This window comes from Flavobacterium sp., assembly GCF_044373165.1.
In the GTDB taxonomy this organism is placed as follows: domain Bacteria; phylum Bacteroidota; class Bacteroidia; order Flavobacteriales; family Flavobacteriaceae; genus Flavobacterium.
Window position 1 is genome coordinate 19,787 of the sequence record NZ_JBILQL010000020.1, and the last position, 14,200, is coordinate 33,986.

The 14,200-nt window shown below is 33.5% G+C and carries 14 protein-coding genes; 1 reads left to right on the plus strand and 13 read right to left on the minus strand.

Annotated features, from left to right (window positions below; genetic code table 11):
- Window positions 1-14 precede the first annotated feature (14 nt).
- From ACIQ32_RS04610 to ACIQ32_RS04630, 5 genes are all read right to left on the minus strand, one after another.
- Entirely contained in the window at window positions 15-1,160 is a 1,146-nt protein-coding gene (locus ACIQ32_RS04610; protein WP_396194518.1) for a glycosyltransferase family 4 protein, read from the minus strand.
- Window positions 1,153-2,403 (minus strand): hypothetical protein, encoded by a 1,251-nt coding sequence (locus ACIQ32_RS04615; protein WP_396194519.1) that lies wholly within the window; start codon window positions 2,401-2,403, stop codon window positions 1,153-1,155. The genes ACIQ32_RS04610 and ACIQ32_RS04615 overlap by 8 nt, the downstream gene beginning before the upstream one ends.
- On the minus strand, window positions 2,400-3,056 hold the full coding sequence (locus ACIQ32_RS04620) for an acyltransferase (protein ID WP_396194520.1): 657 nt from the start codon (window positions 3,054-3,056) through the stop codon (window positions 2,400-2,402). Before ACIQ32_RS04620 ends, ACIQ32_RS04615 begins: the two co-directional genes overlap by 4 nt.
- A 67-nt stretch (window positions 3,057-3,123) precedes the next feature.
- Window positions 3,124-4,386 carry an oligosaccharide flippase family protein gene (locus tag ACIQ32_RS04625; protein ID WP_396194521.1) on the minus strand — a complete coding sequence of 421 codons (1,263 nt, stop codon included), beginning with the start codon at window positions 4,384-4,386 and terminating at the stop codon, window positions 3,124-3,126.
- A 76-nt stretch (window positions 4,387-4,462) separates the two neighbouring features.
- Window positions 4,463-5,005 carry a hypothetical protein gene (locus ACIQ32_RS04630; protein WP_396194522.1) on the minus strand — a complete coding sequence of 181 codons (543 nt, stop codon included), beginning with the start codon at window positions 5,003-5,005 and terminating at the stop codon, window positions 4,463-4,465.
- 93 nt (window positions 5,006-5,098) lie between these two features.
- On the opposite strand from ACIQ32_RS04630, the gene ACIQ32_RS04635 reads away from it, so the two are divergent.
- Complete coding sequence (locus tag ACIQ32_RS04635; RefSeq protein ID WP_396194523.1) at window positions 5,099-6,598, plus strand: glucosyltransferase domain-containing protein; 1,500 nt, start codon at window positions 5,099-5,101, stop codon at window positions 6,596-6,598.
- A 1-nt stretch (window position 6,599) separates the two neighbouring features.
- On the opposite strand, the gene rffA is transcribed toward ACIQ32_RS04635, so the two are convergent.
- The 8 genes from rffA to ACIQ32_RS04675 form a co-directional block, all read right to left on the minus strand.
- Window positions 6,600-7,730, minus strand: a complete 1,131-nt coding sequence (gene rffA, locus ACIQ32_RS04640; RefSeq protein ID WP_396194524.1) for a dTDP-4-amino-4,6-dideoxygalactose transaminase — start codon at window positions 7,728-7,730, stop codon at window positions 6,600-6,602.
- Window positions 7,717-8,403 carry a GNAT family N-acetyltransferase gene (locus ACIQ32_RS04645; RefSeq protein ID WP_396194525.1) on the minus strand — a complete coding sequence of 229 codons (687 nt, stop codon included), beginning with the start codon at window positions 8,401-8,403 and terminating at the stop codon, window positions 7,717-7,719. Before ACIQ32_RS04645 ends, rffA begins: the two co-directional genes overlap by 14 nt.
- Window positions 8,400-9,326: a glycosyltransferase family 2 protein gene (locus tag ACIQ32_RS04650; RefSeq protein WP_396194526.1), complete on the minus strand. Its 927-nt coding sequence runs from the start codon at window positions 9,324-9,326 to the stop codon at window positions 8,400-8,402. The genes ACIQ32_RS04645 and ACIQ32_RS04650 overlap by 4 nt, the downstream gene beginning before the upstream one ends.
- A gap of 30 nt (window positions 9,327-9,356) precedes the next feature.
- A complete protein-coding gene (rfbD, locus tag ACIQ32_RS04655) occupies window positions 9,357-10,214 on the minus strand; it encodes a dTDP-4-dehydrorhamnose reductase (protein ID WP_396194527.1) in 858 nt (285 codons plus the stop codon).
- Window positions 10,208-10,759, minus strand: a complete 552-nt coding sequence (gene rfbC / locus ACIQ32_RS04660; protein WP_396194528.1) for a dTDP-4-dehydrorhamnose 3,5-epimerase — start codon at window positions 10,757-10,759, stop codon at window positions 10,208-10,210. The genes rfbD and rfbC overlap by 7 nt, the downstream gene beginning before the upstream one ends.
- The gene (gene rfbA / locus ACIQ32_RS04665) at window positions 10,759-11,616 is read right to left on the minus strand and encodes a glucose-1-phosphate thymidylyltransferase RfbA (RefSeq protein ID WP_396194529.1); all 858 of its coding nucleotides are present in this window, start codon (window positions 11,614-11,616) and stop codon (window positions 10,759-10,761) included. The genes rfbC and rfbA overlap by 1 nt, the downstream gene beginning before the upstream one ends.
- Before the next feature lie 3 nt (window positions 11,617-11,619).
- Window positions 11,620-12,600, minus strand: a complete 981-nt coding sequence (locus ACIQ32_RS04670; RefSeq protein ID WP_396194530.1) for a hypothetical protein — start codon at window positions 12,598-12,600, stop codon at window positions 11,620-11,622.
- 6 nt (window positions 12,601-12,606) lie between these two features.
- Window positions 12,607-14,200 (minus strand): DUF6909 family protein (locus ACIQ32_RS04675; protein ID WP_396194532.1); only part of this gene is annotated, 1,594 nt, incomplete at its 5' end.

The window sequence follows — 14,200 nt, forward strand, 5'->3', positions numbered from 1 at the left end:
ATAAAGTTCAGGGTTTAAGTAAGACGCGTAAACAAGGCCTCGAAATTTCGAATGTATTGTTCTTCGGAAAAAGTATTGATAGCTCTTTGGTAACCGGCTTGACCGAATTGCTTTCTTAAATCGGGGCTTTCTGCGAGATTTTTTAAGGCCGATGCTAACGCTGTTTCATGGTTGGGTTCAACCAAAAAGCCAGTAATCTCTTCAACTATAATTTCTGTTAAACCGCCATGGTTTGAGCCTACGACCGGTTTTTCGGCCAGCATGGCCTCTAAGGCCACTAATCCGAACGATTCCGCTTCGGTAGAGGGCACTGTTACGACATCCGTTATCTCTAATATCGGTCGCAAATCCATAGTGAAATCAATTATTTTTACCTCTTCTGAAAGATTATTATTTTCGATAATCGATATGATTTCTTCTAAGTAGTATTCTTGACCTACCACAGGCGAACCCACAAACAACAATTTACAGTGGCTCTTTTTATGCAAATGCTTTAAATAAGTATCGAGTAACCATTTGTGTCCTTTTAATCGGTTGATTCTTCCGATTAAGGTGATGATCACATCTTGCTCCTCAAAGCCTAACTCTTTTTTGGAAATAGATTTGAAAGGTTCATGATTGGGTTTTAGACCATTGTGAATAACAATTGATTTTGACGTTAAAACAGGTTCTCTTAGGGTCAAATTGGCTAAAGTTGCTTTAGAATTACAAACAACTACCTCTGCAAATCTTTTTAAAAGCTTTGGAAAGATATAAGCAATTGGTTTGGGATGAACAATTATTTCATGGACATGCCAAAGGTGTTTTATATTCCTTTTTTTTGCATAAATCATCCCCAGCAAAACGGCAAGTGTGTTGGAATAAATCAATTTAAATTGATGTTCTCGGTGCAATTCATCAAGAGTGGCCAATGCTTTTTTGTATTGTTTAAAAAAGAGAAATAAATTTTTTGGGGTAAACATTTTACGGTACAACTTTAGTACCGGTGCTACAACCACATTAATGTCAATCTTCTCCAACTCTTCTTTCAAAGGCCCGTCGAACGGAATAACAACTATAGGATTGAATTTTGTTCGATCAATTCTTGACAGTAATAACAAGAGCGTCTTATCAGAACCGTATAAATCCGCAGATTGATGAATAAAAAGAATGTTAGTCATATTCGTTCTTAACTTTACTTTCTTTTAAAACTAATTCCCTGTAACAAATTATCAATCCGAAAAAAATGGATTTTGTATCCGCTGCAAAATAATATCCCATAAACACCCAATAGGAAACTATCATATAAACCCCGGAACCAATCATAAGAAGGTTTAGATTATTGACTAATGGTATTTGAGATTTTTTTTTAATGAAAATCAAATAGATAGAAATTATTAGAAGAATAACACCTATTAATCCTGACTTTAACAATACCGTCATAAATCCATTGTGCAAAATAGAAATAAATCTTAACTCCATATCACCCAACATTAACTTTTGTTTTAAGTCAATTTGAGAACCCAGCCCCTGTCCAAAAATAAGTGATTTATATCCATCGTTTGTCATTTGCCTAACGGTCATAATGTTTTCATAGGAACGATAATTGTCATTAAAATCTTTCCAATCATCTCTTTTTATTTTTGTCTTAAAAGGTTCTATTGGGGCAACTTTTATTTTATATAAAAAAGCTTCTAATCCTTCACCATTTCTTTTAGGATTTATATACAATATGGTGGCATATCCAATGATACTTAACAAAACTATTGAAGCCAAAACAGTAATGGATTTTACATTAATCTTTAAAAATCCTTTCATGGCAATTAACAAGATTAAAAACTGAATAAAATTAGTTCTTGCTAAATACATAAAGGTTGAAAAGCCAATCAGAATGATATAAAGAATTAGTTTTTTTCTTGGATAATGTAATTCAAACTTATCGTGAAATACTAATAAAATTAATGTATAAACTTCAAAATCACTGAAAAACCCCGCAAAATATCTTAGTTCATTTATATTTGAAACCGAATAAAATAATACAGAATAAAGAATAATATAAATGTGATAACACGCTATCAGCAAGCCAATTATAACAACAACTTTGAGGGTTTTTGCATTTAATTTTTTGGCTAATTGATAGCCAAGCAATAATCCTATTATAGGTTTTGATATATAAGTAATATCTCTAATGATAAAGTATGCCTCGTGGTCATACCAAAAAGATGAAAAAACAGCAATCAAAAAAATACTAATATAACATGCAAGATGTTTAAGTATTTCAAGAGATAATTTATTTTGAAAAGTTATTAATGTTGCTAAAGACCAAACACAAAAAGTTAACTCATAATTGTTAAGATAGGGCACAAATACACTTACAAAAAGTAAAATTTGATAGATAAAATCCTTAGGAAGCGTAACTTTCATTCGGCTAAGTTTTTAATAATTTTTGCCGGAACACCGCCTATGACTACATTATCGGGGAAAATACCGTTTACAACAGCTCCTGCAGCTACTACTGAATTGTTACCCACTACGCAACCATCTAAAAAAGTAACTTTGGCACCAACCCAAATATTGTTGCCCAATTTTATTCCTTTTGATGTTACCCCTTGCTCCCTAATGAGTATTTCTGTATCGGAAAAATTATGATTCTCTGAATGAAAACTCACATAAGACCCCATAATAACATCGTTGCCTATTTCAATCCCGCCAGCCGCCCCAAACTCTGTAAATTGTCCAACAGCAGAGTTGTTTCCTATTTTTAACCCTTTTCCGTATTTAGAAAAATGACTTGTTGAAGTTAGTGTGGAGTAAGCACCAATTTTTACACAATCCCCAAAAACAATTTTCTCTTTCGAGAAACCGTCTAAAAAACAATGCTTGGCTATGGTTACGCTTTTACCAAAATCAATATTCTTTGAATTAATGATTTTGGTGTTTTTCCCTATAAAGATTTTTTTTCCAGTTTTTAAATAGCCTCTAACCAACATTATGGCACGAGTGTAAAAAACCAAATACACCAACTTATTGGGGATTCTATCATCAATATGATAATTTTTCCCAGACTTAATAAGCATTTTTTTGAAAAGATTTTTAATCATTTAAAAACATAGTTTGTAGATGTTTCAAAAATACAATTAGTTTTTAACTTGTTCTAACAAATAAATCTCTTTTAATGATTCTGTAATACATCGCAGCAGTAATAACTTCGGTGAAAATCAATGATAATAAAACCCCAAGAACACTGTAAAATGGAGTAATTATTGCAATAGTTGTAAGGCTGGTGACGGCAATTAACATAGTGGTTCTGACGTATTCATTTTGCTTGTTACATCCTAAAACCAACTGTTTAAGAGGAATAGTTATGCTTTGAGCTATAGGAATCAAGACAGCAATTTTTAACAAATTACTTATTTCTATAACTCCTTTTGGGTTAAAATAACCAACTATTTTGTTTGAAAACAATCCTATGATTCCCAAAGAAATAATAATAAAAACCGTATTTAAACCATTATAAATTTTCCAAAAACTAAGCGCCTCTCTTGTGTTTTTACCTAATAAAAAGCAAACTCTCGGATAGACAAAATTGAAAAAAAGTAAAAGATACGTTTTAAAAATTACTATAATCTGATCGATGATTTTAAATTGTCCGGCCATCGTATTGTTTCCAAAATAGCTGACCAAAACAATCGGAAAATACATTTGTAGAGATACAAAAATCTGTGAAGAAAACATTGAAAAGTTGGTTTTCAAATACGCTGTCACATCTGCCATTTTTGTTTTTTGAAAAGAAAAAGAGTATTGCTTTAAAAGGCAAATAAAAAAGAATCCATTAGCGATTATCATTCCCAATCCCCAAAAAAGATTGTTATAAACATAGTCGGACGGATTGTGTATAAAACCAAAAATCGCAACAACATAAACAACCTTGGATGCAATATTAGAAATTGTAATCCATTTGAAATTCTCAATACCTTGCAAGAACCAAGTAGGATTGAGAAATTGTCCTATCAATATGGGTAATCCCCAAAAAAAGAGCTTTTTTTCCTGTGAAAAATAAGGGACCGTAATGAATATAATCGATACCAAAATAAGCACCAAAAACAACAAAAAAAGCTTAGCCGAATAAATCGTGATGAATATTTTTTCAAGTGCCTTTATATTATCTCTGTTTACAGAAACTTCTTTAACGCCCAAAATATCTGAGCCATAATCGATAAAAACCATCATAAAAAAGGAGACGGCCAATCCTACTCCAATTTTACCGTACCCCTCTTCACTGCATACCGACACAATGTAAGGAACTACCAATATCGGTGTTACCAAATTAAAGAACTGCCCTATACCATAAACTAATAAGTTGGTATTCTGTTGGTTTTTGAATATATAAACAATGTTTCTAAGCAATAATTAGGAATGTTTTTAAAATAAAAAACTACAAACTGAATCTCAATTTGTAGTTTTTTTTGTGTTATAATATGATTTATTTTGCTAAATTTTCTATTTCTTGTTTTAAAGTACTTTGAGGATATAAAGAAGCGTTTTTTCTTTCACCATCCTTTACAACTGCCTTAACAAGACCCGTATTTACATCTGCGGTACATTGGTTTTCATCGGCTCTAAAGAAAGACCAAAATTTTGATCCATACGCTTCGAAGGTTTTACCATGATACAGCAATTTAATACCTTTAACAATAATGTCTTCCTGATCTTTTTTCATCCCTAAGTCAAATCTTAGCTGAGTTGGGTATTCATCTGCAGGGAGTACAAAGGTAACCTCTTGCTCATTTTCACTTCCTTCAATTGCTTTCCACACCCCTTTTTCACCAAAATTTATTGTTCCATCTTCAGTATATAACATACAAAAATCATCGCTTTTTTTGGCTACGAACTTTAATGTTGCTGTAAATGGTTCCTCTGCTTTCTGCTCTACTGAAGTTCCTTCTGATTTGTCAGTAGTAGTATCTTTACAACCAACTATACAAAAGCAACAAAAGAACAAAACTAATAAATGATTGTATTTCATAATTTAATATTTTTTTTTGCAAATTAAACTATATTAATAATAGAATGCAACTTTAATTATTATTTTTACGCAAACTTAAACCTTATTTTGTATATGAATGACTCGTTAAAAAAAGATTTTGAAAACAACTTTAAACTGTACTCTTTTACATTTATTTTGTCTGTATTAGCTTACGGATTTGCACTTTCAAACTATACTCTAAGTGTAGATAACGAAATTCCCATATTAGCTGATTTTGGAATGGATTTGGGCAGATGGGGACAAAACTTAATAGTGTTTCACATCTTTAAGGGTCATTTACCATATTTTTCATTACTGTTAGGTTTATTTTTTTTTAGTATTGCAGCCGTACGAATGTCAAAATTATTTAGGTTTGAAATTGTTTCTGCCTATCTGTTTTGTGGATTATTTGTAACCTTTCCTCAAATAGCTTATCAGGTTGTCTTTGGTATGATGTCGGTTATTGCAGGACTAGGCGTTTTTCTGTCTGTATTAGCCATTGAATTATTCACGGAAGGATTAAATTCCAAAGCGATAACAAGAAAAATAGTTTTACTCTTATCAGGAGTTTTGATATGTGTTTTTACAATTTCTTTATATCAGGCATTCTTAATGGTTTTAGTAACACTTTGTGTGATTCTCTTTTTGCAAAGCACTTTTGAAGATTCTTTTAATTTAAAAGCAGGAATGAAAAGGTTGTTGTTTAAAGGTGGATTATTAATTATTTCATTTATTTTTTATTATTTATCTGTGAAAATAATTTGTCCTCCAATGGAAAATAGTTCCTATCTTTCTTCTTTTGTATCCGGCGATTCAAACAATCATTTTTTTGAATTTCTTTCCATTTGGTATAAAAACCTTATTGGAAGTTTCTATTATGGGGAAAGATTCTTTGCTGCTGCAAGTTTATTGAGTTTGATAGTATTTGTTCGTTTTTTTGTAAACAAAAGATTTGTTGTAGTCCGTTTTCTATCCTTGTTTTTAATTTTACTTTTACCATATATAATGTCTTTTGCCATTACTAATGGCTATCATCCTCCGCGTCTTTATGTAACGTCTGGTCTTGTTTTTGCTTTTGTGATTGTTTTTTCTCTAAACTATCTTAAGATAAACCAAAAAAGCAGTGCCAAAACAGCAGTAGTCTTGATAACTGTCATAAATATTTACTTTATAACCAACCTTTTTCATACTGCCAATAGAATTTACACCAACGACAAAAGGACCGCTGAAAAAATAGACAATATTATACAAACAAAATATCCTGATTTTTATACAACTGAGAAAAACATTTACTTTTACGGCTACTTCCCTTATGAGTATCATCAAAAATTTAGAATAGAAAACAGTGAGGTTTTCGGAGGTTCGATTTTTAATTGGGCAAACTCTGCGGATAATTACAGACTAGTCAATTTTTTTAAAGAAACTGATATAGCCGAATATAAAATGATTGATACTAAAGAAGAACTTGATTTGGTAAAAGATTCCATTGCTAAAATGCCTTCATGGCCAAATCATGAATCGATTAGAATGTTCAATGGTATTGTTGTTGTAAAATTAGGACAGGAAAAAGGTGCTAAATTGTATTTCGAATAATTTAGTCTATTTTGTTTGTTAGGGCATTTATCACTTTTTGGCTGTCTAATTCAAAAAACAAGGGTAATCGCAACAAACAGTCTGTAAATCTATCTGTTTCGGGTAAATCTCCACCTTGGTGTTTAGATTGATAAAATGGGCTTTTGTGTAAGCTAATATAATGGAAAACCGCTAAAATATTGTTTTGTTTTAAGTGGGCCAATAGTTTAGTTCTTTGTTCTAAACTATGACAAACCAAATAAAACATATGAGCATTATTGCTGGCTCCATTTAAAATTTTAGGCAATTCTATTTTATTTGAATAAGCCCATTCATTCAATTGGTCAAAATAGCTGTTCCAAATAGCTCTTCTCTTTGTTTGAATTTTTTCAAGGTTTTCCAGTTGGGCCCACAAAAATGCTGCAATAATTTCAGAAGGTAAAAAAGAACTTCCTATGTCCACCCAACCGTATTTATCCACTTCTCCTCTAAAAAATGAGGATCTGTTAGTGCCTTTTTCCCAAATAATTTCAGCTCTCTCAATAAATTTAACATCATTAATGGCTAATAGTCCTCCTTCTCCGGAAATAATATTTTTAGTTTCATGAAAGGAAAAAGCAGCCAAATGCCCAATTGAACCTAACGCTCTTTTAACTCCTTTTTTATCTGTATAATAACTGTCTATGGCTTGAGCTGAATCTTCAATTACATACAAATTGTATTTGCGAGCCAAATCCATTATGGTGTCCATTTCACAAGCTATACCCGCGTAATGTACCGGAACGATGGCTTTTGTTTTGGATGTAATCAAAGCTTCCAATTTGGTCTCATCGATATTAGGATGATCTTTCCTACTGTCTGCAAATACTATTTTTGCCCCTCTCAAAACAAATGCATTAGCTGTAGAGACAAAAGTATAAGATGGCATAATAACCTCATCACCTTCTTTAATGTCGATTAAAATGGCAGCCATTTCCAAAGCGTCTGTGCAAGATGTTGTTAGAAGTGCTTTTTTTATTCCGAAATTTGATTCGAAAAAAGACTGACATTTCTTAGTAAATTCTCCGTTACCGGATATTTTACCTGATTTTACAGCCTCTTCAATATATGATGTTTCTTTTCCTGTTAGAAAGGGTTTATTAAATGGTATCATTTATCTTCCAATAATGTTTGATGTAAGTTTGTTCGGAAATTGAATAACCTAGTTTGTTATAAAAGTAACACGCTTGTTTATTTTGATGTTGAGTCGGTATTGTTAAACTTTCTATTCCTTTATTATACAAAAATCCTTCTAAATGCTTAAGCAAGATTCCGCCTATTCCCTTTCCCTGTTGTTGGGACGAAACAGCAATTAATCCGACAAAGGCTTTTTTATCTATTGTTTTGTAGGTTAATAAACCAACTGATTTTTCTTGAATTTTATACAATAAAACGTCATCCGCAAATTTTCCTGAAATAGAATTGTCAATCCAGCGTTGATAGAGTTCTTTAAATTTCTCATGACCAAACTTTCTGTCCAATAAAAACCGACTGTGTTTTCCGCTTTCATAGGCCAATTCATAAACTTCTTGGATAGCATCCGTTTCTTTGAAGGAAAACACATTGGTTGAGAGTTGTTGTGGTTCTTTGAGTTCTTTATAAAACTTTATTTTTTGTTCAGAAAAAGAATTTTCAAAACCTTTTAATTTTAAATTAAAATCATCGTTTGAAACCACATATAACAAATCATAATCTGCCTCATTAATAAAATATTGACTCTCATTAAAATCAAGCTCACCTACTCTCAACCCAAAAAAGGTCGAATCCCATTCCATTTTTCTTATCATATCACTTCATCAATAATAAAAACTGGGCGGTTTTTGGTTTGATCGAAAATTTTACCAACATAAATTCCTGTTACTCCAATGGTTGTTATGATGACTCCTGACAAGAACCAAATAGAGACTATCAACGAACTGTAGCCAAGAACAGCAATCCTGTTAGTTAACGCTTCATAAAGGTTGTAAACTCCAAAAAGTATTGAGATAAATGAAATTAGCATGCCAAATTTTACAAACATCTTTAACGGTTTGTTGGAAAATGAAATTATAGTATTAAAAGCTAAGCTAATTAGTTTAGAAAAACTATAACTGGACTTTCCTTCCCCACGGAAGGCATGTTCTACAGTAACTGTGGTTGATTTAAAACCAACAAAATTTACAAAAAGTGGAAAAAACTTAATGTAATCGGTAATTTCCAAAATAGATAAAATCACTTTTCTGTGGTAAATTCCATAATTGGCTACTTCATTATTGTATTCTGTGTCCGTAAAAAAACTAAATGCCTTTGAAAAAATTTTAGAGGATAATTTTTTGAAAAAACTATCTGCCCTTTTTACTCTTCTTGCTAATACCACTTCGAACCCCTCTGTAGCTTTTTGATATAACTTCACAATTTCTTTAGGCTGATCCTGTAAATCACAATCCATTACTACCACCCATTCTCCAGATGTTTTAGACAAGCCCGCCATAATTGCCGGATGTTGTCCAAAATTTCTACTCAACCTAATTGACTTTATGTTGTTATGCCTTGCCGAAAGGGACTTCATTACTTCCCAAGAATTGTCAGGACTTCTATCATCAACTAGAATTATCTCATAAGCTACACTTAATTGTTCCATCGCCAGCTGAATTTCTGAAACGAGATTTTCAACTATTTTCTCAGCTCTGTAAACTGGGCTTACTATTGATATTATAGGTTCTTGACTCATAATCTAGTTGTTGATAAGTTTCATAGTAAACTACGAATTGTATTTAACTAATGACTCTTCCCATTTTTGTATGTAAATTCCAAATTTGGCTTTTATTTTTGACTTCTCCAAAACACTATAACTTGGTCTCTTGGCAGGCGTGGGAAAACTTGCCGTGGGAATGGATTGTAAATTTATGCTTATCTTGTTGATTTCAAATATTTTTTTGGCAAAATCATACCAGGAACATTGGCCTTCGTTGCTGAAGTGGTAAATGCCGAAGTTGTCGGTTGTCGATTGTCGATTGTCGGCCAGAATAATTTGAACTAAAACATTGGCCAAGTCAACTGCATGGGTTGGTGTACCGATTTGGTCATTCACTACCGAAATGGTGTCTCTTTCCGAAGCCAAACGCAACATGGTTTTCATAAAGTTATGTCCGAATGGCGAATACACCCAGGAGGTTCTCACTATATAATGCTTCTCCCAAGTTTGCTCAATAGCTTGTTCTCCTTCAAGTTTCGTTTTGCCATACACTCCGGTTGGATTGGGAAGGTCTGATTCCTTATAAGGTGTGTTTTTTGTGCCATCAAAAACAAAATCGGTTGAAATGTGTAGTAAAACCGTGTTGTATTCTTTACAAACTTCCGCTATGTTTTTAGCCCCAATTACATTAATTGCATAAGCTTTTTCGGGCTCTGTTTCGGCTTTGTCTACTGCGGTGTATGCTGCGGTGTTGATACAATAGTGAGGTTGGTGTTTTTCAAATACACTTTTACATTGCAACATATCGGTAATATCCAAATCGGCTGAAGCACAGAAAATAAATTGAACTTCCTTGTATTTAGGGGCTACATATTGCAGACTTTGTCCTAATTGTCCCGAGCTTCCTGTAACCAATACTACCATACTTTTTTAGCGTTTTGCAATAAGGGTTGGATTTTATCTTTTTCGGAAATGATCAGGGCTTGAGAAGGAAAATTCCAATTTACGCCTATGGTTGGATCGTTGTATTTTATACCGCCTTCGCTTTCTTTATTATAAAAATTATCACACTTATAAAAAAAGGTCGCGGTATCACTCAGCACCAAAAAACCGTGTGCAAAACCACGAGGAATAAAAAATTGTTTTTGATTTTCTCCCGATAATATTACTGATTCATATTGGCCATAAGTAGGCGAATCCGGACGAATATCAACCGCTACATCTAAAACCTCGCCTTGTAAAACCCTTACCAATTTAGCTTGTGCATGTTCATCGGTTTGGTAGTGCAATCCGCGTAAAACACCTTTTGAAGAATACGATTGGTTGTCTTGCACAAAATGAATTTGTTTCCCAATTCCTTTTTGGAACGTTTGCTCATTAAAGCTTTCCATAAAATAGCCTCTTTCATCCAAAATAATTTTGGGTTCGAGGACAAAACAACCTTCCAGCTTTGTAGGAATAAAATTCATTAAATCAAACTTAACAGGTGATTTCCATAACCGCTTTTTAACAACGGCTGGGCTAATTTTTTCAATTGATCGGCATTAATAAAGCCCATTTTATAGGCCGCTTCTTCAATAGCGCCAATTTTCAATCCTTGTCTTTCTTCAATAACCTGAACAAACTGACTGGCTTGCATTAGAGAATTAAAAGTTCCGGTATCTAACCAAGCGGTTCCTCTGTCTAGAATACTCACTTTTAATTTACCTCTCTGAAGATATTCTTTATTGATATCTGTAATTTCCAATTCACCGCGATGGCTTGGTTTGATGTTGGCGGCTATCTCAACCACTTCATTATCATAAAAATAAATTCCGGGTACTGCAAAATTAGATTTGGGTTTTTCCGGTTTTTCTTCAATAGAAAGCACATTGCCGTTTGCATCAAAATCAACTACGCCATAGCGCTCAGGATCGTGAACATGATAGGCATAAATAACGCCACCGTTCGGGTTATTATTAGCCAAAAGCAATTCTGACAATCCGGTACCGTAAAAAATATTATCCCCAAGAACTAATGCAACCTTGTCGTTTCCGATAAACTCTTTTCCAATAATAAATGCTTCAGCCAATCCGTTTGGATTTTCTTGTACGGCGTATTCAAACCGACAACCTAAATTACTGCCGTCTCCCAACAACTGTCTGAACAAAGGCAAATCATGTGGCGTGGATATGATTAAAATTTCTCTGATACCCGACCACATTAAGGTAGATAACGGATAATAAATCATCGGCTTATCATATATAGGCATCAATTGTTTGCTGACTGCTAAAGTTAACGGATGTAATCGAGTTCCCGAACCACCGGCTAAAATAATTCCCTTCATAAATTAAACTTTTATCTTGGCCATTTGATTATTATAATACCTTTTCAAAAAGCTAAAGAAAATAAACATCCCGACAAAAAACAAGGGTAAAACCAATTTCATTTTTCCATTGATTTTCTTGGTGTTCTTAATGTTAAGTGTGATACTGCTGTCCTTGATAATCTTATCCAAATTTACCAATTCTAAACGATGAATTCCTTGTTCATTTAACAAGGCATCCTTGGTTTTGATGATGTCGCCCAATTGTGAATTCTCATTATAGTAAATTAACTTATCACTTTTTTGAGATCCGTTGACAGTATTGTTAAAGGAATTCAAAAAGGCATCAATTTGAGAAATAATGGAATCATTTTTAGCCATTTTTATTGTGATGTTCTTGTTGTATTCCTTATAAACTTTTAGAAAATATTCTGAATTATTTAAAAAAGCCATCAACGGTTTTGTTGTGGCTTCATCCGAAGTCAAACCATTAGTTGAATAAGAAATCAAATGATATGGATAATTTTTACTGGTTAAGGTTTCATTGACAATCTTTTTGATATCTCCATCTTCAGCCAACAATTTAATCAACTCAAAATTTTGGGTTTTATTTTCGATAAATTTGTACACATCAGTTATCGGCTCAACTTCAATCCCTTTGAACGACTTAGGATTTTTAATGCCTACAACGTCTCTTAAAAACAAAGTGTCGGATTCCTTGACCTTTGAGTTGATTAAATCCACTTTGGCATACAAATAATCAACCGATCCAAAATTAGGAGTTACAATAATTTGATGGTTATAAACTTTGTTTGTTTTGTCTAAGTATATTCCCAATCCTAATCCCAAGACAAACAAAGCTCCTACCCAAACAATATTCCTTTTTATGAATAAAATTCCTTTGAAAATCTTGTTGGAAATCCCTTCGAAAAATTCTCCAATCTTGCGTGAGATCTGAGACAAATCGAGTTCCTGATTATCGGTGTTTTGAGGTGTGGCACTCATATGAATTTATTTTACGTTAAAAATTTGTTCTAATATTTTAATGGTAATTAAGTAGGTAGGCTTAACACCTGTTGTTCCTAAACCACCCGAAGCCAAAGTGCTGCCGGTTTCTAATGGATTATCCGAGGCGTAATAAGCGTAACGTACCTTTACATTCGGGTTGATACTTTTACGAATTCTGGAAGCCGACTGGATTGCTTTTTGGTAATAAGCTCCTTCCATTTCCAGCCCAATCGCGCCCCAAGTAGATTCGTGGAAAAACTTCAACAAATCTTTATTTTGCAAAGAAGTTCCCAAAACGGTTACCATTGGACCGGCAAAAACCGGAATGTCATTGCCCTCAAACATTTTGGCAGTCAGCTCGTTTTCAAACGGATAATTATCCGCAGTACCTTCATTAATATGCGCATTCGGAATCATGATGTCGCCTTTTCCGCCTTGCAAAATTCCGGCTTTCCCCATAATTGAAACCGATTCCACATTGATGAAAATATGGTTCTTTCCTTTTTTATATGGTTTCAACAATTCGTCTATAGTTTCATAGGCTTGCTCACCAAAAGCATAATCCATAACAATAATTACGGGTTTGTCTTTTCCGAATTTTGCCTTTGGAAATCCTGATTTTGCGAAGTCTATTTTATCCGTATCAAAAATTTGGACGTCGATGTTGGTTCCCGATGCATCCGGTAAAGAAATCATGCCTTGTTTCAGAGCAAAATCTTCCACTTTACTTCTCAAATCTTTGCTGCCTGAAGCACTCAAATCTTCATACATTTGGTATTCTGATTTTCCTTTGTATTTAGCGCCAAGAACACCTTGAGCAAATATAGAATTCATCACCGAATGCATGTTAGCGCTAATGATGTGAATAGGTCTATCCAGTAAATTGTTTTGATGTAATACCTCTTTAATATTGTTGGCCCAAATTTCACCGTGAATGTGATGGCCAAGGCGCTCTCTGAGAATCGGACTAAAAGTGATGGTTCTTTTGTTATTGTCCAGCACTTCTTCAATGGCTAGTTTTCCCAACCAATAAATAACATGTAAAAAACGATCCGGTTTTTCGGTTGTACCAAAGGCTTCATAAATGTCTAAAACCTCTGCAAAAGTTCTTCCCAAAACATTAGCCGCATGCGAAATGGCTTTTTCTTTATCAACCTGATTTAATTTTTTGGCCTGCAAAGCGGCTTGCTCCAATTTTTGCCAATCACGCGAAATTCTTCCTTCGTCGTCAATTAACACTCTATCTTTAATCTTGTGTGATTCGATGAAAATAAAAGTCAAATGCGTCATAATATCATAAATATCCGAACGTCCGCGGGTAATTTCCACGTTCATTTGCTCTTCATCAATACGATAACAATTTCTTCTTCGTTTGGGCGGAATAATGGCTTTGAAGTGTGATTTAGAGTAACCTTCATCCGAAGTCAAGTTAATGTAACGACACTCTTCAATGCCAATCGGAAGTCTTTCAATAACATAAAGTAAACCGTTCAATTCTACTTTTTCTTCGGCTATACTGCCGTAAATTTCGGGGCGAAGCGCTAATAAAGCTTCTCGTAATGTGTCTCCTGAAACACCCATTGGTTTGTAAAAACCT